This window comes from Parahoeflea olei (assembly GCF_001703635.1).
Lineage (GTDB): Bacteria > Pseudomonadota > Alphaproteobacteria > Rhizobiales > Rhizobiaceae > Hoeflea > Hoeflea olei.
In genome coordinates, this window is sequence record NZ_LQZT01000003.1 from 100,105 (window position 1) to 119,394 (window position 19,290).

The window sequence follows — 19,290 nt, forward strand, 5'->3', positions numbered from 1 at the left end:
CTGTTCCTTCGAAATATGACGCCGTTAAATTGCTTTCTCGATCTTCGTCAGACCGCCCATATAGGGCCTGAGCGCCTCGGGCACGGTGATCGAACCGTCGGCGTTCTGGTAATTCTCCATCACCGCGATCAGCGCGCGACCGACAGCCACGCCCGAACCGTTCAGCGTGTGGACGAAGCGCGTGGCCTTGTCGCCGGGCTTGCGGCAGCGCGCATTCATCCGCCGCGCCTGGAAATCGCCGCAGACCGAGCAGGAGGAAATCTCGCGATAGGTATCCTGCCCCGGCAGCCAGACCTCGATGTCGTAGGTCTTCTGCGCGCCAAAGCCCATGTCGCCGGTGCACAGCACCACCGTGCGGAACGGCAGTCCGAGCCGCTTGAGCACGTTTTCCGCGCTCGCGGTCATGCGTTCATGCTCGTCGAGCGACGTGTCCGGCGTGGTCACGGACACCAGCTCCACCTTGATGAACTGGTGCTGGCGCAGCATGCCGCGCGTGTCGCGACCGGCCGACCCGGCTTCCGAGCGGAAACAGGCGGTCTGGGCGACATAGCGACGGGGCAATTCGTCCTCGGACAGGATCTCGCCCGCGGCGAGATAGGTCAGCGGCACTTCCGCGGTCGGGATCAGCCAACGACCGTCGGTGGTGCGGAACAGGTCGTCGCCGAATTTCGGCAGCTTGTCGGTGCCATAGGCCGCCCCGTCATTGACCATCAGCGGCGGATTGACTTCCGTGTAGCCATGCTCGGCCGTGTGCAGGTCGAGCATGAACTGGCCGAGCGCGCGCTCGAGCCGCGCCAGCGCTCCGGTGAGGATCGTGAAGCGCGCGCCCGACATCTTGGCGGCACGTTCGAAATCCATCATCCCCAACGCTTCGCCGAGTTCGTAATGTTCCTTCGGCTTGAAGTCGAAAGCCGGCTTGTCGCCGACCTTGCGCAATTCGACATTGCCGCCTTCGTCAGCGCCGACCGGCACCTCGTCGAGCGGAATGTTGGGCAGCACGGAGAGCGCATATTTGAGCGCCTCGTCGAGTTCGCGCTCCCTGGCTTCGCCCGCCTGGAGTTCGTCCTTGAGGGTGGCGACCTCGGCCTTGAGGGCCTCCGCCTTCTCCTGGTCCTTGGCGGCCATTGCCTTGCCGATATCCTTGGAGGCCAGGTTGCGCCGCTCCTGAAGCGCCTGAAGCGCGCCCACATGGCTGCGGCGCGCTTCGTCAAGCTCGATCAGGGTCTGTGCCTGCGGCGCAGCACCCCGTTTGGCCAGCGCTGCGTCAAGAGCTGCGGGATTGTCTCGTATCCACTTGATGTCAAGCATGTCAGGTTCCGCTATTCGAATGCAAAGCCCGCGCCGCGACCGCACGCGGCGCTGCTGTCTCGCGGGAGCGCAGGCGTCGGATGGGGATCAGGCAGAGCCCGACGACGACGGGTCGCCAGCTTCCGCCAGGGCCTCTCTCTGAGCGCGCTGACGCTCCACGAGTCGGGCGCAATAGATGGCAATCTCGTAAAGAATGATGGTTGGCAGCGCAAGCCCGATCTGGGAAACCGGATCCGGCGGCGTCAGGATCGCGGCGGCGATGAAAGCCGCGACAATGGCATATTTGCGCTTGTCCTTGAGGCCTTCGCTGGTCACCAGCCCGACCCGCGCAAGCAGCGTCGTCACCACCGGCAGCTGGAACACCAGCCCGAACGCGAAGATCAGCGTCATGATCAGCCCGAGATATTCCGATACCTTGGGCAGAAGCATGATCGAGGCTTCGCCCGATCCGCCCGACTGCTCCATCGACAGGAAGAACCACATCACCATCGGGGTGAAGAAGAAATAGACCAGCGCCCCGCCCATCAGGAACAGGATCGGCGAGGCCACCAGGAACGGCAGGAACGCGCTGCGCTCGTTCTTGTAGAGCCCCGGCGCCACGAATTTGTAGATCTGGGCGGCGATCATCGGAAAGGCGATCACCAGCCCGCCGAACATGGCGATCTTGATCTGGGTGAAGAAGAATTCCTGCGGCGCGGTGTAGATCAGCTCGATCTTGCGGTGGTCGAGCCCGGCCCACTGCACCGCCCAGGTGAAGGGAATGACCAGCAGGTTGAACAGCTGCTTGGCGAAGGCGAAGCAGAACAGGAACGCCAGGAAGAACGCACCCACCGCCCACATCAGCCGGTTGCGCAGCTCCATCAGATGCGCAAGCAGCGGCTGCGGCTTGTCTTCGATCTCGTCGCTCACGCCTTGTCCTCACCCTGCTTGGGTTTGCCCTGCCGGGGCTTTGCGGCGCGCGCGGCCGGCTTTGCAGCCGCGGGCTTTGCCGGCTTCTCCGCTGCGGACCTCCCCGAGCCGGCCGGGGCCGACGGGGTTTTCGCAGCCGCAGCCTTGGGCTTGTCGGCAGGCTTTGCCGCCGTTGCAGCCTTGGCCGCGGCGGGCTTTGTTGCGGGTTTGGCCGCTGCCGGCTTCTTCGCCTTGGCGGCGGGCTCCACAGCGCCTGCGGGAGAGGACGCGGGCGCTGCAACGCCGGAAGCTGCGGCCGGCTTCACATCGGGCGGGCTGTCGGGAAGCTTCATCGTCGCGTCCGGGATTTCGGGCTTTGGCGCCGCCACCGGCGGCGGCGCGGCCGGCGTCGCCGCCGGCGTATTGACCGATTTCTCGATATCCGACCGGATCGATTTCGCCGAATCCTTGAGCGGGTTCACCGCGTCGCGGATGGCCTGCATCGGGTTGAGCTTGCGGGCGTCGTCAAGCGATTTCTTGACGTCATCGAGCTCCGCCTCGCGCAAGGCCTCGTCGAACTGGCCGCGAAACTCGTTGGCCATGCCGCGGAGTTTCTTGGTGGTCCGCCCGAAGGCGCGAAGCATGGGCGGCAGGTCTTTTGGACCGACCACGATGATCAGCACGATGGCGACGACCAGAAGCTCTGGCCAACCGATGTCGAACATGAAGGCGTCTCCTCACCCGTCAGGGCAACGGGGAATGGGTATCAGCCGTGATCCTTGGCGTTTTCCGCCTTGTTTTCAACAGTCTTCGTTTCGGGAGTGGGTTCGTCTTCCCCCATGCCCTTCTTGAAGCTCTTGATGCCCTTGGCAACGTCGCCCATCAATTCCGGAATCTTGCCGCGGCCGAACAACAGCAGCACGACGACCAGAACGATAATCCAATGCCAAATACTCAGTGAACCCATGATACTCTCCTGTATGCAGCCTACCCTGATTTAGGGTGTGTGTCCGTTTCTTTCAAACACCAAAATGTCACGTTCATTGACGGTGACGGAAACATCGCGGACGCCTGTCCTTAAATGACCGGCGCGGATGCGGGCGTCAATGGGCCTTTCGCCTCCGGCGACGGCAAGCGTGACCAATTCTTCCATTCCGAGGAACCGGCGGGCAACCACGCGGGCCGATACGCCGCACGGTGTTTCCGTAACCTCGATCCCCGGCAGCCTTATGGCAACCGAGACTTCCGCGCCATCGGAAAAGCCCGGGGCGTCGACGGGGCCGACCGGCGTTTGTGCCTTCCCGCCCGAAACAAAACCGTCGAAGACGTTGATTTCGGAGAAAAAACCAGCAGCAAACAGATTGACGGGACGATGATAGAGATCCTCGGCGGTGCCCACCTGTTCGAGCGCACCGTTGCGCAGGAGCGCGATTCGGTCGCCCATGCGCATGGCCTCCTCGGCATCATGGGTGACCACCACGGCGGTGGCCCGCGCCTCGCGCAGGATCGCCAGCGTTTCCGCACGCACGCTGTCCTTGAGCCGGGAATCGAGTCCCGAGAACGGTTCGTCCATCAACAGCACCGCCGGCCGCGGCGCGAGCGCGCGCGCCAGCGCCACACGCTGCTGCTCGCCGCCCGACAGCGCATGCGGATAGTTGTCGGCATAATGCACCATGCCCACCCGCTCGAGCGCCGCCAGGGCCTCGCTGCGCGCGTCGGCGGCAGAAAGCGCGGTCAGCCCGAAGCGGACATTGTCGAGAATGGTCAGATGCGGAAACAGCGCAAAATCCTGGAACATCAGGCCAATGCCGCGCCGCTCCGGCGGCAGGTTCACCGTGGGCCCCGCGATTTCGCGGTCGTTGAGCAACAGCCTGCCGCTGCGAAGCGGCTCGATTCCGGCGGCAATGCGCAGAAGCGTGGTCTTGCCCGATCCGGACGGGCCGAGCAGGCACAACACCTCGCCCGGCTCCGCCGACAGCGTCACGCCGCACAGCGTTTCCTGCTCACCATAGCAATGGCGCACATCCTCGAACGCCAGCCGCGCGGCGAATGTCACGCCTGCCGTCCGGCGTGCATTGGCGGCATTGAGTTGTTGTCTCACCTCGGGGATCCCCGCTTCCAGCCTGTTGCGTAGTGCCGGTCCGGGCCGGCACCACGGGGCTTAGTCCTCTGCTTCACCCATCGGTGTCAAGAGTCCCAGTTCCTCAAGATCCAACTGGGTGATCGGATCCTCGTCCTCGGTCAGCTCGTCATTGGCAGGCAGCACCGGCGCCTGGAAGTTGGACGGCACCCGCCCCGAAAGCAGCCCCGCGCCCTTGAGTTCGTCCATCCCCGGCAGGTCTCTGAGTTCCTCGAGCCCGAAATGATCGAGAAAGGCCTGGGTGGTTCCGTAGGTGACCGGACGCCCCGGCGAACGGCGCCGGCCGCGCATGCGCACCCAACCGGTTTCGAGAAGCACGTCGAGCGTGCCCTTCGACGTCGCCACGCCGCGCACATCCTCGATTTCGGCACGCGTCACCGGCTGGTGATAGGCAATCGTCGCCAGCACCTCGAGCCCGGCGCGCGAGAGTTTCTTGACCTCGTTTTCTTCATTCCTAATCAGGAAGCCGAGATCGGCGGCGGTGCGGAATGCCCAGGCGTCGCCGACCCGCACCAGATTGACGCCGCGATGGGCGTAGCTCTGCGACAGCCGCTGCATCACCCGCCCAACCGGCACGCCCTTCGGCAACTTGCTGACGATCAGGTTCTCCGCGACCGGCGCGCTCGAGGCGAAGATCAACGCCTCGGCAATGCGCTCGGCGTCCTGCAGCGCACGGTCCTGAAGCGTTTCGAGCGCCTCGGTGGTCATCTTGTTGTCCTCCGTCTGGCGGTCATATCCGCCATCGGCAACCGGCCTTGCGGGACCGGGGTCCATGCTCATGGCCTGCTCCCCGCGGTCGCGGAGGCCTGTGCGGGACGCCGCATGAAAATGGGTTTGAAGACGCCGTCCTGACGGATTTCAAGGCGGCCTTCCCGCACCAGTTCGAGACTGGCGGCGAACGAACTCGCGATCGCGGTAACCCGTTCTTCCGGATCGGACAGGTAGCGGATCAGATACTGGTCGAGCGCCATCCAGTCCTTGAGTTCGCCAATCAGCCGGGTCAGGATCACGCGGGCGTCGGCAAGCGACCACACCCGGCGGCGCGTGATCGTCACCTGCGTCACCATCTGGCGTTGCCGTTGCGCCGCATAGGCGGTCAAAACGTCGCCTCGAATTGCTGGCTCTTGTCGGTGACGGTCGGCTCGGGCTCGCCGCGCGCGAACACGTCGCGGCCGAGCCGGTTGCGGTTGATCAGCCGTGTCGCCGCCTCGCGCATCGCTTCCAGGCGCTTGAGCCGAAACGCCAGTTGCGCCGCCATTTCCTCGCCGCTCGGCTCATCGCCGCGCGGGCTGTTGGGGATCAGCAGGCGCGATTTGAGGTAGGCGAGCCAGGCGGCCATCACCAGATAGTCGGCCGCAAGCTCCAGCCTCAGCGCCCGCGCCTTCTCGACGAAGGCAAGATACTGTTCGGCCAGCGCCAGCACCGAAATCCGCGCGAGATCCACCCGCTGCGTGCGCGCCAGATGCAGCAGGAGATCGAGCGGGCCTTCGAAACCGTCGACGTCGATGACCAGCGACGGGTCGCTGATGGCCCTGTCTGCCTTGACCTCGTCCCACATCGCATCCATGGGCGTCCTGGCCGGGGACGCCCTGTCGGATGTGCTGCCTTGCCGATTGCTGCCGCTCACGTTTTCAGCCTCTCGCTCCCGGACTGCAGGGTTCTGCATTCCGACCATGCCCCGCTCCGGCCGGACACCGCGCCGCAGGCGGCCGGTCCGGACCGCAGCTATCTGCGGGACCCCTGACATTGCATCCTGCGGCGCAAAATGCACCAGTCTCGGGGGCGCAATCCCCAGAAAGCGCGCAGCACGGCGAAAACAGGACGAAAAACCCGACGGGACATCAGTCCGGACAGGTCAGCTCGAAGACCGGGCAATGTCCCGCTCCGGCACTCTTCAATCGGCCAAAAAGCGACCGCCTGGAGCGACGACATCGCCGATCCGGTGCGAATGACAGGGTCTCGCCGCAAGCCTGCGTCCGATTCGCTCATCGGCGCATGATACCCCATCGCCCGGCAATTTGCTGCGTTCGGATCTGGGCAGGCCTTCAACGGCCAAGGCCGCGCCTTGCGGGCGCGGCCTTGGCAACAGTGGAGCCGGAAGACGTGGGCAGACGTGGGCTCAGCGCGAGACGAAGCAGCTTCCGCCGGCGGCCTTGTAGCGGGCGCACAGCGCATTGGCCTCGTCACGGTTGCCGGCAGCAACCCGGACGCGGTGGAACACGCCCTTGCCGGGAATGTCGGCGCGCTGGATATCGACGTTCATGCCGCCGATCACCGAACTGTAGCGGCTCGACAGCGTGCGCCAGGAGGCCTGTGCACCTTCCTCGGTCGGCTGCGAGGCGATCTGCATGTAATACCCACCCGGATTGGCGGCCGGCGCCGCAGCGGCGGGCGCGGAGGCAACTTCCACGGGCTGCGGCCGGGCTGCAGGCTGCGACTGGCCGTTATCGACATTGCCGCCTTGCGTGACCGTGCCGATCACGTTGACCGGCTGGTCGGCAGGCCGGCTTTCCGGCACCGGGGCCCGCACCGGCTGGGTCTGGACCACGCGCACCGGAGCGATCGATTGATCGCTGCCGTCCGCGGGCTGCTGCGCCGTGTCAGCGGGCGCGGCGGCTTCCGCAGTTGCCGTGTCACCGGTTTCCGCGGCAGCGGCCGGTTCTTGCGCTGCGGCACTTTCCGCCGGCTGCGTCGCGGTCTCGCCAGTCGCCGGCTGAGCCGCGGCAACTTCGGTCACGGGCTCGGGAGCCGGTTCCTCGCGCGCAACGATCGAGCCGTCGGGCTTGACGATCATGGTGCGCACGCGCCGCGGCGACACCACCGGCGCGCCGGACGCATCGACGCCCGTTCCGGCCTCGTCGCCGCCGGCCGCAAGCCGCTCCTCGGACTTGCCGAGCGCGTCATCACGGCCTTCGAGCGGCAGGATCTCGGGATCGAGCGTGCGCTGCACCACATCGACCGGCTCCTCGGCGGAATTGACCAGCGCCGGCTGGCCAGAGGCCGTGCTGTCACGCCCGGCGACACGGTCGTAAACGGCCTTGTCCTGGTTGGGAACGGTGACGCCACCCGGATTTTCCGGCAGCACCTTCACCGGCTCCTTGTCGGCCCGAATGATGCGCGGCCCGCCATCGGCACTGGTGTCGTCACCCGAGAGCATCGACCAGCCGAAGGCGCCAAGCCCCGCGAGAACCGCGACACCGGCGACGACGGCCGCGAGCAACGGCCCACGGGAAATCCCCCGATCCGCCCCTGCGCCACCGGAGGCTGCTTCCATCGGGTCGACCCGATAGGCCACCGGATCGTCGCGATAGGACCCGGCATTCTGATAGGCAACGTCCGAAACGCCGTGCCCGGAACGCAATTCCTGTTCGAGCGAACCGTAATCGCTGGAAGCCTCATAGCCATGCGCCGCTGCACCAGCCCACTCCTCGGTCTCGGCATAGACCGCGGCCGAGGCGAGCTCCGGTCCGGGATCGCTCACATCGGAGGCCTCGATGATGTCGGCGAATTCCCGTTCGATGTCGGTGTCGTAGTCCGGCTCGACCGGCTGCGGTTCGTCCTGAACCAGTTCCGGCACGCCGAAATCGGCGACGGGCTCGACGACCACATCCGCTTCGGTGATCTGTTCGGGGTCGAAATAGAAGCCGTCGTCCGCCGATTGCGACACGGTGTCGGAGGTTTCGAAGGCGCCGAACCAGTCTTCCTGATCGGCCGCACCGGCCTTCCCGGGATCGGCCGCGCTGTCCGCGGCCGGCAGCGGCGACGGATCGGGCACCAGGTTGAGAAAGGCTTCGCTCATCTCGTCGCGCACGACCGCCGCAGGCACCGGCGCTGCGGCTGTGGCGAGCCAGGCATCGCCGCCATGGGCAGCCGCCTCGTCTTCGCCGGACGCATCCACCTCGTCGGCATCGGCCGGTTCGGGCAAGGTGTCGTCCCAGTCAGGCGCCACGACGCCTGCATCCTCGGCCAGCACGTCCTCGAGATCGAGTGCGAGATCGAGCGCCAGATCGTCGGCGTCGTCGGCCTTTGCCGCCGTGCGCTCCGGAAGCGCGACCATGTCCTCGAGTTCGTCCTGCATCTCCTCGCCGACACCGGCTTCGATGTCATCGACAGACCAGGATTCCGCAGAGGAGCGATCGCTTGCGGCGCCATTGCCGAAGTCGTCCGCGTCACCGTCCTCGGCGCCGATATCGGCCAGCAGTTCCTCGGCCGCGTCATCGAACACGGAGGCTTCGATCTCGTCAGCCAGCGCATCCGGCGCCCCTGCCTCATCGAGTTGAGGGGCCGTGACGCCGGCGCTCGCATCCCAACCGGCCGCGACTTCCGAGCCGCGGGCAGCCAGCGACTGCTCGAAATCGTCGAGTTCGGTGGAGAGGAAATCCTCGAAATCCACCGCGGCGGCAGGCGCCGGTTCCGGCGCGGCTTGCACTGGACCGGTGTCTGCTTCGTCGGCATGCGCCACGTCCCACGAATCCGCGACGACCGGCGCTTCCGGTTCCGCCTCATCGCTGTCAGGCATCGGCTCGGCATCCGCCTCCCACTCGAAGGCCTGTTCCGGTTCGGGCTGCGGCAGCGCGTCTGCCGCGAAACCGGTGTCCTCGGGGTCCTGCCCCGCCGGCTGTGCTACCGATGCGGCCGTCAGCTGCTGCGCGTCACGCCCCGGCAGGTCGAAACGGAACATGTCGGCCAGCACGTCGTCATCGACGGCGTGATCCTGGACGGGGGCGGCAAAGCCATCGGTGGCTGCGGGGTCGGCAGGCCAGGTGGCGGCCTCCTGCGGCGCGTCTGCCCCGGCGGGCAGGCCGGGGTCGTAGGCTTCCCATTCGGGAGCAGGCTGATCTTCGTCGACCACCGGCGCGGCGGCGTATTCGGTCCGCTCAATCGGCTCTTCAGCGGCAAACACGTTGTCCGGCTCTTCAGCGGCAAACACGTCGTCAAGCGGCGCAGGCAAGTCCGACGGTTCAGTCGCCTCATCCTCGATCGCGCGCTCGAGCACATCCTCTTCCTCGATGGCGCGCGCCAGCACATCGGCGGTCAGCTCGTCGGAAAAATCCCACTCCGCCTCGTCGCCGGCCTCGTCAACCGTCCAGTTGCCGGCGAGATCTTCCTCGGCCGACGGAGCCCAGGCGGGTTCGGCAACAGCTGCGCCACGCCCATCGACGTCGCCCGAATCCGTGGGGTCGAGATTTTCTTCGCGGAGATCTTCGTCGCGGAGAACTGCATCGCTGAAATCAAAATCCGCGAGGTCCGCGGCGTCGTCCTCGACGGCGACCGCTTCAGCCGGCGCATCCTGACCAAGCCAGGCATCCTGCTCGCCGGCATCCCGCAAGTCCGCCTCGTCGGCGTCCGGAAACTGTGGCACGTCGAGCTCGCGCATCAACTCAGCCTCAAGATCGAACTCCGTCGATTGAGGCTCCGGAACGGTCCTGGCCTGCCCTGGGGCCGGCCGCTCGTAACCGATGATCCGGGCGAGTTCCGCCAGGGGATCATCGTTGTCGGCATCCGGGTTAGGGGTCCGGGTGTTGATTTCCAATTGATCAGCCATGCATCACTCACAAACTCTTGCACGTTTTACTGCCAGAGCATTGTGGGGAAAAGGTGACGTCTAGCGCATTTCTTGCGGCGCGTCAGTTCCCGTAATCATGAGACCCGACTTCAATACCGATGCGACGGCGTACACCAAACCCAACCTGGCGATGGTTGATTGTCTGTTTTTATCGTTAACAAACCGCAAACCCGGTTCATCTCGGCCTTTATTCCAGTGCGCATGCAGAAGACTGGCGAGATCATAGAGGTAAAACGCGACCCTGTGCGGCTCCTGTCCGGACGCCGCGGCCTCGATCATCCTGGGATATTCGCCGAGCTTGGCGATCAGCGCCAGCTCGCTTTCATGGGCGAGATCGGACAGATCGGCAGAGGCCAGCGATTCGGGCGACAGATCGAGATCCGGGAAGGTCTCCTGCGCCTGCCGCATCACCGAGGCACAGCGCGCATGCGCATATTGCACATAGAAGACCGGATTGTCCTTCGACTGCTCGGTGACCTTGGCGAAGTCGAAATCGAGCGATTCCGAACTCTTGCGGTAAAGCATCATGAAGCGCACCGAATCGACGCCGACTTCATCGACGACATCGCGCAGCGTCACGAAATCGCCCGAGCGCTTGGACATGCGCACCGGCTCGCCGTTGCGGTAGATCTTGACCAACTGGCAGAGCAGCACCGTGAGCTTGGCCTCGCCCGCCGAGACCGCCCGCGCCACCGCTTCGAGCCGCTTGATGTAGCCGCCATGATCGGCCCCGAGCACATAGATCATCTCGGAAAATCCGCGCTCGAACTTGTCGCGGAAGTAAGCAACGTCGGCCGCGAAATAGGTATAGCTGCCGTCCGACTTGATCAGCGGCCGGTCCATGTCGTCGCCCACATCGGTCGAGCGGAACAGCGTCTGTTCGCGGTCTTCCCAGTCCTCGGCCACCTGCCCCTTCGGGGGCGGCAGCTTGCCCTTGTAGACATGTCCCTTGAAAGTCAGATCGTTGATGGCGGCCCGGATCGCACGTTCGCCGTCGGCATGCAGGCTGCGCTCGGAGAAGAACACGTCATGCTCGACATTGAGCGCCTTCAGGTCGTCGCGGATCATGTCCATCATCGCGTCGATGGTGCGCTGCTTGATCAGCGCCATGCGCTCGTCTTCGGGCTTGGCCTTGAGCGCGGGGCCGAAATCGCGCGCCAGCGCCTGCCCCACCGGCACGAGGTAATCGCCCGGGTAAAGCCCCGGCGGGATCTCGCCGATCTCTTCGCCGAGCGCTTCGCGGTAGCGCACATACACCGACTGCGCCAGCACATCGATCTGCGAGCCGGCATCGTTGATGTAGTATTCCTTGGTCACCTCATAGCCGGCGAACTGCATGAGGTTTGCGAGCGCGTCGCCCACCACGGCGCCGCGGCAGTGGCCGACATGCATCGGCCCGGTCGGATTGGCCGAGACATATTCGACATTGACCTTGCGACCGCCGCCGAGATCGGAGCGGCCGTAATCGGTGCCTTCGCGCACGATCCGCACAACCAGCCGCTGCCAGAAGCCCGCCGTGAGACGGAAATTGAGAAAGCCGGGACCGGCGACGGCGGTCTCCGCGACATCGGGGTCTCCGTCGAAGCGGGCCGCGATCAGCTCGGCAAGCGCGCGCGGGTTCATGCCGAGCGGCTTGGCCAGCACCATCGCCGCATTGGTCGAAATGTCGCCATGGGCCGGATCGCGCGGCGGCTCCACCGTCAGGCGCTCGAAGCTGATGTCCCCGTCCGCGTTTTTAACGATATCAAGGGCTTCCACAGCCTGCTTGATTCTGGTCTCGAAGTCCTTGAACACATTCATGGCAATTGTCCGGAAATGGCGGATAAGAAGGCGCGACGGGAAACCCGCGCGGGCATCGGGACCGCTGCCTATCGCAATTCGGGTGTGTGGTCAAACAGGCGCCGGTGCGCCGCAATGGCATAGGTATCGGTCATCCCGGCCAGATAATCCCGGACTTCGCGCGCCCGCATCTGCACAGGCCAATCGCCGACTCCCGCCTGTCCGTGCCTGCCTCCCATCGCGGCAGGGTCGGCCATGTAGGCGGCATAGAGATCCTGCACGATCCGGGTGGCATTGGCCCTGACCCGCATCACGTCCGGATGGCGGTAGAGATGGCGGTACAGGAACGCCTTGATGTCGCGGTCGGCCGCGACGAATTCGTCGGAAAAATGCGCCATCGTCCGCCCGGCATGGCGCACGTCGTCCGCCGATTGCGGCTTGACCGCGGCAAGATTGGCCTGGGCCACGCCGATCACGTCCTCGACCATCACGGTGATCTGGCGGCGCATCACCTCGTGGATCAGCCGCGGCTCCTCGAGCCCGGGATAGCGGTGCCGGACATCAGCAAGCAGCCGCGCGATCAGCGGCAGCTCTTCCAGCATCTCGAGCGTGATCAGGCCCGAGCGCAGGCCGTCGTCGATGTCATGGGTGTTGTAGGCGATGTCGTCGGCGATCGCGGCGACCTGGGCTTCAAGGCCCGCATGGCTCGCCAGCCAGAGGTCGTGCTTGAGATTGTAGTCGACGATCGGCTCGGGTACCGGCTTTGCCCCCTCGCCCACCAGCGGCCCGTTGTGCTTGACCAGACCTTCGAGCGTTTCCCAGGTGAGATTGAGGCCGTCGAACTCGGCATAGCGCTGTTCGAGCTTGGTGACGATGCGCAGCGACTGGGCATTGTGATCGAACCCGCCGGCATCGGCCAGAAGCGCGTCGAGCGCCTCTTCGCCGGTGTGGCCGAACGGCGTGTGGCCGAAATCATGCACCAGCGCCACGCCCTCGGCCAGATCCTCGTCGAGTTTCAGCGCCCGGGCGAGCGCGCGTGCGATCTGCGCCACCTCGATCGTGTGGGTGAGCCGCGTGCGGTAGTGATCGCCCTCATGGGCGACGAACACCTGGGTCTTGTGCTTCAGGCGCCGGAAGGCGGTGGTGTGGACGATGCGGTCGCGATCGCGCTGGAACTCCGACCGCGTCGGGCTCGAGGGCTCGGGCACCAGCCGGCCACGGCTGGCCCACGGGTTTTCCGCCCAGGGCGCGCGCGCCCCAGTTCCGAATCCCAGCTGTGTGACGTCGAATTCCATGCCTATCCCGTCAACAGGCGTTCCTACCGTTGCCGACTCAATCCGTCCAAGCATTGACGTCGGGCGAGCGTCTTCATACCTATAGACGAGGTGATTTGAAACATGTCTCTGCCGGACCTTGACCCCGGCAAGGAGGACCCATGACTGAACCAGCCCAAGTGACCCTGTCGGATTCCGCAGCCCGGCGGATCCGGGAAATCGTCTCCGCCGAAGAAGGCAAGTCCGCGCTCAGGGTCTCCGTCGAAGGCGGCGGCTGCTCCGGCTTTTCCTACAAGTTCGACCTGGCCGACAGCCCCGCCGAGGATGACATCGTGCTCGAAAAGGACGATGCCCGGGTGTTGATCGACCAGATCTCGCTGGTCTACATGGCCGGCTCCGAGATCGACTTCGTCGATAACCTGATGGGACAGTCGTTCCAGATCCACAATCCGAACGCAGTCGCTTCCTGCGGCTGCGGAACCAGTTTTTCGATCTGAACCGGCTGCCCCGGTCCATCCGCCGCCCGCGGCGCCGTTTTTGAAGGATGCCCGCCGTGACGCCTGCCTTGAAGATCGCCACCTGGAACATCAACGGCATCAAGGCGCGGATCGACAATCTGCTCACCTGGCTCAAGGAGAGCGACCCCGATATCGTCTGCCTGCAGGAGATCAAGTCGGTGGACGACGGCTTCCCGCGGCTCGAGATCGAGGCGCTCGGCTATCATGTGGAAACCCACGGCCAGAAAGGCTTCAACGGCGTGGCGATCCTGTCCAAACAGAGCCCAGACGAAGTCACTCGCGGCCTTCCCGGCGACGACGCGGACGAACAGGCCCGCTTCATGGAAGCGGTCTTCTCGGTCGGGAGCGGCTGCCTGCGGGTGGCTTCGATCTACCTGCCCAACGGCAACCCCGTCGATACGGAGAAATTTCCCTACAAACTGTCGTGGATGCAGCGGCTCGAAGCCTTCGCGGCCGAGCGCCTCGCCTTCGAGGAGCCGCTGGTGCTCGCCGGCGACTACAATGTCATCCCCGAGCCGGTGGATTGCCACGACCCGAAGGTCTGGGAGGGCGACGCACTGTTTCGCCCCGAGAGCCGCACGGCGTTTCGCCGGCTCGAAAACCTCGGTTTCACCGATGCCGTGCGCACGGTCGATGACCGGCCTGAGACCTATACCTTCTGGGATTACCAGGCCGGCGCCTGGCCCAAGAACAACGGCATCCGCATCGACCACCTGATGCTCTCGCCGGAGGCTGCCGACAGGCTCGGCGCGGCCACGATCGAAAAGCACGTGCGCGCCTGGGAACGGCCCTCGGACCACGTTCCGGTCGCCATTTCGCTGACGATCTAGCCAAGGCCGGGCGCCCCGCCGTTGCGGCGGCGGAAGCTCCGCCCTTGCCAAGCGGCCACGATACCGGCATCATGCCCCCATGACACATGCGCAATCATGGCTGGTGGCCATGAGCATCAGCATTGTTTCGGTGCTCGGCCTGACCGCACAGCCCGCCTTTGCGGGCAAGGACTGCGAATGCCTGGGCAACGGCAAGCGCATCAAGGAAGGCGGCGTGATGTGCCTTCAGATCGGGTCCTCGCAACGCTATCTCGCGCGCTGCGAAAGCAACAACAACAACACAAGCTGGAAAAAGATCTCCGACGGCTGCCCGACTGCCGGCATGTCGCCCTGGACAACGAGATCCGCAAGCCTGCTGCCGGGCTGAGGCGGAGCCCTCGGGTCGCAAGGGATCGTCGGTTCCACCGACCGGGGCCGTCATTCACAAACCATCCTTGACCGGCAAGTGCGACACCGCGCGGAAAGGCCGGCGCCTGGTGACGGGTGCGCAGCGGACGCGACCCGCGTCACCCGATCAGTTGATACCCTTGGCCAGCATGTCCTGCGCCAGCGCCACCGCGGTGCGGCGGTCGGCTTCGCCGGCAAGCGAGAAGGCGCGCTCCTGAAGCGCCTGGATCCAGGGCTTGTCGGAAGGGGCTGCGCGCTCGAGCGCGGTGGTCATGAAGGCCAGACCGCGCACCACCTGCCCTTCCTCGAACACCACGTTGCCGAGCACGGCGGAGGCGGCAGGATGGCCGCTCACACGGGCGCGGTTGAGCCATTTCTTGGCCTGCTGGATGTCGTTGGCGCCGCCCTCGCCTTCCAGGATCATGCGGCCGAGCCGGTATTGCGCTTCCGGCACCCCGAAGGCGGAGGCCGCCTGAAAATAGAGCTGCCGCGCCGCGCCGAGATTGGCCTTCACCGGGCTGCCGGGAATGCCCTTCTGGTAATAGGTGGCGAGCGACAGCAGCGCGTTGACGAAATAGCCGGTGTCCTCGGAGCCCGGCTCCACGCCCTGCCGGGCGATGTCGTCATAGATCTTGAAGGCCTCGTAGTCGTTCTCGACCACACCGTCGCCATAGGCATACATGTTGGCCAGCGCCCAGCGGGCGCCGGGATGGCCCTTCTCGGCGGCATATTTGTAGGCTTCGACCGCCTCTTCCTTGCGGCCCTTCTTGTAGGCGGAGAAGCCGAACTTGAAGAGATCGAACGGCCCCGAATCGCGCGTCACGCCGGCATTCGGATCGAGTGCCAGGGCTGGCCCGCCGCAACCGACAGCGGCGGCGATGACAACGCAAAAAAGACCGGTCCGGGTACGATTAAATGTCCGCATAGCAGTGCTTTTCTTTCCCGCCGCCCGGATGGGTGACCGCGCCGTGGCGCGCCGCTCCCACCGTCTGGGCGTATTTCCAGAGCGCGCCCGAGGCATAGTCGGTTTCCCGCGCTGTCCATTTTTCCCTGCGGGCGGCCAGATCCTCGTCGGACAGCCGCACCGCCAGTTTGCCTTCGACAGCATCGATCTCGATGATGTCGCCATCTTCAATCAGCCCGATCGGCCCGCCTTCGGCGGCTTCCGGGCCGACATGGCCGACGCAGAATCCGCGGGTCGCGCCGGAGAACCTTCCGTCGGTGATCAGCGCAACCTTGTCGCCCATGCCCTGGCCATAGATGGCCGCCGTGGTCGCCAACATCTCGCGCATGCCCGGGCCGCCCTTGGGGCCTTCGTAGCGGATCACCAGAACCTCGCCTTCCTCATACTCGCCGTTCGTAACCGCCCTGAAGCAGTCCTCTTCCGAATCAAAACACCGCGCGGGACCGGAGAACGTGAGCCGCTTCATGCCCGCGACCTTCACGATCGCGCCATCCGGCGCCAGATTGCCCTGAAGGCCCACGACGCCACCGGTCGCGGTGATCGGCGTGTTGGCAGGGTGGATCACGTCCTGATCCGCGTTCCAGCGAACATGTTCCATGTTTCCGGCCAAAGTGCGGCCGGTGACGGTCATGCAGTCGCCGTGCAGATAGCCATGCTCGAGCATGGTCTTCATCAGTTGCGGAATGCCGCCCGCCTCGAACATGTCCTTGGCGACATATTTGCCGCCGGGCTTGAGGTTGGCGATATAGGGGGTGCGCTCGAAGATCCTGGCGACATCGAACAGGTCGAATTCGATCCCGCATTCATGGGCGATCGCCGGCAGGTGCAGCGCTGCATTGGTGGAGCCTCCGGTGGCGGACACCACGGCAGCGGCGTTTTCGAGCGACTTGCGGGTGACGATGTCGCGCGGGCGGATTTGCTTGGCGATCAGTTCTATGATCTTCTCGCCCGCGGCATAGCAGAACTTGTCGCGCAACTCGTAGGCCGCCGGCGCGCCACAGGAATAGGGCAGCGCCAGGCCGATCGCCTCGGCCACGGTGGCCATGGTGTTGGCGGTGAACTGGGCGCCACAGGAGCCAGCGGAGGGACAGGCGGCCTGCTCGATTTCGGTGAGATCGTCCTCGGAAATGTCGCCCACCGAATGCTGGCCGACCGCCTCGAACACATCCTGGATGGTAATCTGGCGTCCGCGATAGCTGCCGGGCAGGATCGAGCCGCCATAGATGAAGATCGACGGCACGTTGAGCCGCACCATCGCCATCATCATGCCGGGCAGCGACTTGTCGCATCCGGCAAGGCCGACGATGGCGTCATAGCAGTGGCCGCGCATCGTCAGTTCCACCGAATCGGCGATCAGGTCGCGGCTCGCGAGCGACGCCTTCATGCCCTGGTGCCCCATGGCGATGCCGTCGGTCACCGTGATGGTGCAGAATTCGCGCGGCGTGCCCTTGGCCGAGGCCACGCCCTTCTTGACCACCTGCGCCTGCCGCATCAGCGAGATGTTGCACGGCGCGGCTTCGTTCCAGCAGCTTGCGACACCCACCAGCGGCTGCGCGATCTCCTCGCTCGACAGGCCCATCGCATACAGGAACGACCGATGCGGCGCACGTGCCGGACCGACCGTCGTGTAGCGGCTTGGAAGCCGGGATTTGTCGAATGCGCTGGCGGTCATCTGTTCCTCGGATGCGTCACCGGTCTGGACCGGCCGGACCTCGCAAAGCTGGCCTTGGGTCTGGCCTGCGCCCCGTTTGTGGCGGGAAATGGGCACCCCTGGTCCGCCAAATTCCATAGCAGATGCATTTGAAAAATGTGTTGCGGAATCGTCACATTGCGTGATCACCGACAAGCTGTGAACACACGACTTCCCCCCAGACAAACGCAGAACCCCGCCACGAGGGCGGGGTTTGCAGGACGCTTGGTCGAGGTCTGAAATGAAAGGCGTGATCCGGTGGGATCAGAACTTCACCTTGAGCGCACCGGACAATCCGTAGACCACGTCGTTCCCGAAGCTGTACCGGACATTGTTGGCTGCATCGCCGCCAGGAGCCCGCACCGAGGAGCCGGACGTGAGAACACCGACCGCGCCACCGAAACGAAGCTCGACGGTCTCGTTGAACTCATGGGCCAGGCCGCCGGAAACGGTCCATGTGTCCGTTTGCGTTCCGGTCGTGGTCGACGTGCCGCGATCCCAGGTCAAGGCCAGCGAGCCCGAGAGGGAATCGTTGAACTTGCGCCCCAGACCTCCGGTAATCGTCCAGCCGTCGCGGTAAACAGGATCGAACGACAAGTTCGTGGGCTGACCATCGACCGGGCTTCTGCCGCCAACGACCGGAATAATTCCCAACCGGCTCCACTCCTGCCATTTGATGCTGGCAAAAGCGAGCGTGCCGGGCGCGATACCCGACTGAATCTTGAACTCCAATGACTGCGGAATTTCCGTGTTCATCGTGATCGGCACAAGGGCCGACCCCGGAATGGCTGCACCAAATCCGGTATTGTTCTGGGTGCCCGACAGGTCATAATCATACTTGGACCCGTACATCAGCGATGCCCGGAAGGCGATGTCCGGGATTTCGAAGGCGGCTCCGAGCCGGTACCCGACGGCATTGCCGCTGACGCTGAACGTACCGATGCCGGAAGTGTTCGTCACGCCACCGACCGTCGTCACACCCAGTTGCGCGAAATCGAGAAACCGCTGACGCGCCTGAAACCCGTCCAGTTCCTGGTAGGAAACGCCACCGATGATCCGGAAGTAGGACTGGCCGACGCCGAGCTGCATGCCGGCGAAACGGTAGGAGCAGGTCAGGCCGATGTCGCGCGTTTCAATCGAAAACTCGGTTGCCGCAGCGGAATAGGCGTTGCCCGTTCCGTATTCGGCCTTGGCCCCGAACGGTTCGGTGTAGGTGCCCAAGCAGGCAAGATCATCCGTAACGCCGACTTTAACACCGACCCGGGGAACAACGTAGTCACCTTCCACGTCGATCGACGCAGTGGTCGCGGCAGCGGGATTTCCGCCACCGGTCACGATTGCGTTGATCACGCCATTCTGAACGCCCTGCACAATGGGGCCGCGCGTTGCCGGATCCACGGCAATGTAAGCCGCAATTTCAGCCGGAGTGGCGGCCGGGCCTGCTGCGCCAACCACGGGGGCCAGCGCCTGGGCAACCGCTGCCTGTGTGGCCTCGTTGGTGCCGCGGGTCACGTCTTTGATCGTCCGCTGCGGAGACACGTAGGTAACGGACAATTCCGTATCAACCCGCTTGTCGCTGAACAGCAGATCCGTATTGACCCCGCCCCGGTCAAAACCACCCGCCTGGGCTGCCGACACGATCGCAACGCTCGCGGTGAGGCCTGCAACAACCGATCTATAGTTAACGCGAATCATGAATCCCCTCCAGAGACGTAAAAGCTTACGATTGGGGAGATTAGGTAATGAAATTCAGACGATTGTAAACAGTCTCGCAAGACAGCCGCGGGTTTGCTGCCTCACTATTGATGACAGCAGCCTCAAAAAGGGCCGCTTCCAGAGCACAAAAGACGATTTTGGGCACATTCTGAGCCATTTCGCCGGCAAAACCGGGTAAAATCAGCCCTGCGTCACGCATTTGTTGCAGTTGCGCCACATTCCTCGTGAAT

The 19,290-nt window shown here is 64.7% G+C and carries 16 protein-coding genes and 1 pseudogene; 3 read left to right on the forward strand and 14 right to left on the reverse strand.

What is annotated here, in order from left to right; genetic code table 11:
* Window positions 1–24: 24 nt before the first annotated feature.
* From serS to AWJ14_RS04470, 10 genes and pseudogenes are all read right to left on the reverse strand, one after another.
* Complete coding sequence (gene serS, locus AWJ14_RS04425; RefSeq protein WP_066175399.1) at window positions 25–1,308, reverse strand: serine--tRNA ligase; 1,284 nt, start codon at window positions 1,306–1,308, stop codon at window positions 25–27.
* 87 nt (window positions 1,309–1,395) lie between these two features.
* On the reverse strand, window positions 1,396–2,217 hold the full coding sequence (tatC, locus tag AWJ14_RS04430; protein WP_066175401.1) for a twin-arginine translocase subunit TatC: 822 nt from the start codon (window positions 2,215–2,217) through the stop codon (window positions 1,396–1,398).
* A complete protein-coding gene (gene tatB, locus AWJ14_RS22965) occupies window positions 2,214–2,921 on the reverse strand; it encodes a Sec-independent protein translocase protein TatB (RefSeq protein WP_066175405.1) in 708 nt (235 codons plus the stop codon). The genes tatC and tatB overlap by 4 nt, the downstream gene beginning before the upstream one ends.
* Window positions 2,922–2,962: 41 nt before the next feature.
* Window positions 2,963–3,163, reverse strand: a complete 201-nt coding sequence (locus AWJ14_RS04440; protein ID WP_066175407.1) for a twin-arginine translocase TatA/TatE family subunit — start codon at window positions 3,161–3,163, stop codon at window positions 2,963–2,965.
* 30 nt (window positions 3,164–3,193) lie between these two features.
* On the reverse strand, window positions 3,194–4,297 hold the full coding sequence (locus AWJ14_RS04445) for an ABC transporter ATP-binding protein (protein WP_066175409.1): 1,104 nt from the start codon (window positions 4,295–4,297) through the stop codon (window positions 3,194–3,196).
* 60 nt (window positions 4,298–4,357) lie between these two features.
* Window positions 4,358–5,116: an SMC-Scp complex subunit ScpB gene (gene scpB / locus AWJ14_RS04450; protein WP_083220005.1), complete on the reverse strand. Its 759-nt coding sequence runs from the start codon at window positions 5,114–5,116 to the stop codon at window positions 4,358–4,360.
* A pseudogene (locus AWJ14_RS04455) lies at window positions 5,113–5,903 on the reverse strand (segregation and condensation protein A). The gene scpB and the pseudogene AWJ14_RS04455 overlap by 4 nt, the downstream one beginning before the upstream one ends.
* A 552-nt stretch (window positions 5,904–6,455) precedes the next feature.
* A complete protein-coding gene (locus AWJ14_RS04460) occupies window positions 6,456–9,881 on the reverse strand; it encodes an SPOR domain-containing protein (protein WP_083220006.1) in 3,426 nt (1,141 codons plus the stop codon).
* Between the two features lie 60 nt (window positions 9,882–9,941).
* A complete protein-coding gene (gene argS / locus AWJ14_RS04465; protein WP_066175415.1) occupies window positions 9,942–11,702 on the reverse strand; it encodes an arginine--tRNA ligase in 1,761 nt (586 codons plus the stop codon).
* A gap of 68 nt (window positions 11,703–11,770) precedes the next feature.
* Window positions 11,771–12,976, reverse strand: a complete 1,206-nt coding sequence (locus AWJ14_RS04470) for a deoxyguanosinetriphosphate triphosphohydrolase (RefSeq protein ID WP_066175420.1) — start codon at window positions 12,974–12,976, stop codon at window positions 11,771–11,773.
* Window positions 12,977–13,116: 140 nt separating this feature from the next.
* Between AWJ14_RS04470 and erpA the strand changes: the two genes are divergently transcribed.
* The 3 genes from erpA (at window position 13,117) to AWJ14_RS04485 (ending at window position 14,670) form a co-directional block, all read left to right on the forward strand.
* Window positions 13,117–13,452 carry an iron-sulfur cluster insertion protein ErpA gene (gene erpA, locus AWJ14_RS04475; RefSeq protein ID WP_066175427.1) on the forward strand — a complete coding sequence of 112 codons (336 nt, stop codon included), beginning with the start codon at window positions 13,117–13,119 and terminating at the stop codon, window positions 13,450–13,452.
* 68 nt (window positions 13,453–13,520) lie between these two features.
* Window positions 13,521–14,303, forward strand: a complete 783-nt coding sequence (xth, locus tag AWJ14_RS04480; RefSeq protein WP_066175569.1) for an exodeoxyribonuclease III — start codon at window positions 13,521–13,523, stop codon at window positions 14,301–14,303.
* A 109-nt stretch (window positions 14,304–14,412) separates the two neighbouring features.
* Window positions 14,413–14,670, forward strand: coding sequence for a hypothetical protein (locus AWJ14_RS04485; protein ID WP_066175431.1), 258 nt, complete (start codon window positions 14,413–14,415; stop codon window positions 14,668–14,670).
* A 147-nt stretch (window positions 14,671–14,817) separates the two neighbouring features.
* On the opposite strand, the gene AWJ14_RS04490 is transcribed toward AWJ14_RS04485, so the two are convergent.
* The 4 genes from AWJ14_RS04490 to AWJ14_RS22530 form a co-directional block, all read right to left on the reverse strand.
* Window positions 14,818–15,615, reverse strand: a complete 798-nt coding sequence (locus tag AWJ14_RS04490; RefSeq protein WP_139112526.1) for a tetratricopeptide repeat protein — start codon at window positions 15,613–15,615, stop codon at window positions 14,818–14,820.
* Window positions 15,602–17,326 carry a dihydroxy-acid dehydratase gene (gene ilvD, locus AWJ14_RS04495; RefSeq protein WP_066175433.1) on the reverse strand — a complete coding sequence of 575 codons (1,725 nt, stop codon included), beginning with the start codon at window positions 17,324–17,326 and terminating at the stop codon, window positions 15,602–15,604. The genes AWJ14_RS04490 and ilvD overlap by 14 nt, the downstream gene beginning before the upstream one ends.
* A 282-nt stretch (window positions 17,327–17,608) precedes the next feature.
* A complete protein-coding gene (locus AWJ14_RS04500; protein WP_083220007.1) occupies window positions 17,609–19,039 on the reverse strand; it encodes an outer membrane protein transport protein in 1,431 nt (476 codons plus the stop codon).
* A gap of 40 nt (window positions 19,040–19,079) precedes the next feature.
* Window positions 19,080–19,277 (reverse strand): hypothetical protein, encoded by a 198-nt coding sequence (locus AWJ14_RS22530; RefSeq protein ID WP_210183496.1) that lies wholly within the window; start codon window positions 19,275–19,277, stop codon window positions 19,080–19,082.
* Between the last annotated feature and the right edge of the window lie 13 nt (window positions 19,278–19,290).

Excerpts from the sequence above, each read along its gene's own strand:
- serS (WP_066175399.1), bottom strand. The coding sequence starts at position 1,308 with ATGCTTGACATCAAGTGGATACGAGACAATCCCGCAGCTCTTGACGCA.
- tatB (WP_066175405.1), bottom strand. The coding sequence starts at position 2,921 with ATGTTCGACATCGGTTGGCCAGAGCTTCTGGTCGTCGCCATCGTGCTG.
- AWJ14_RS04440 (WP_066175407.1), bottom strand. The coding sequence starts at position 3,163 with ATGGGTTCACTGAGTATTTGGCATTGGATTATCGTTCTGGTCGTCGTG.
- scpB (WP_083220005.1), bottom strand. The coding sequence starts at position 5,116 with ATGAGCATGGACCCCGGTCCCGCAAGGCCGGTTGCCGATGGCGGATAT.
- AWJ14_RS04460 (WP_083220006.1), bottom strand. The coding sequence starts at position 9,881 with ATGGCTGATCAATTGGAAATCAACACCCGGACCCCTAACCCGGATGCC.
- argS (WP_066175415.1), bottom strand. The coding sequence starts at position 11,702 with ATGAATGTGTTCAAGGACTTCGAGACCAGAATCAAGCAGGCTGTGGAA.
- AWJ14_RS04470 (WP_066175420.1), bottom strand. The coding sequence starts at position 12,976 with ATGGAATTCGACGTCACACAGCTGGGATTCGGAACTGGGGCGCGCGCG.
- erpA (WP_066175427.1), top strand. The coding sequence starts at position 13,117 with ATGACTGAACCAGCCCAAGTGACCCTGTCGGATTCCGCAGCCCGGCGG.
- AWJ14_RS04485 (WP_066175431.1), top strand. The coding sequence starts at position 14,413 with ATGAGCATCAGCATTGTTTCGGTGCTCGGCCTGACCGCACAGCCCGCC.
- AWJ14_RS04490 (WP_139112526.1), bottom strand. The coding sequence starts at position 15,615 with ATGCGGACATTTAATCGTACCCGGACCGGTCTTTTTTGCGTTGTCATC.
- ilvD (WP_066175433.1), bottom strand. The coding sequence starts at position 17,326 with ATGACCGCCAGCGCATTCGACAAATCCCGGCTTCCAAGCCGCTACACG.
- AWJ14_RS04500 (WP_083220007.1), bottom strand. The coding sequence starts at position 19,039 with ATGATTCGCGTTAACTATAGATCGGTTGTTGCAGGCCTCACCGCGAGC.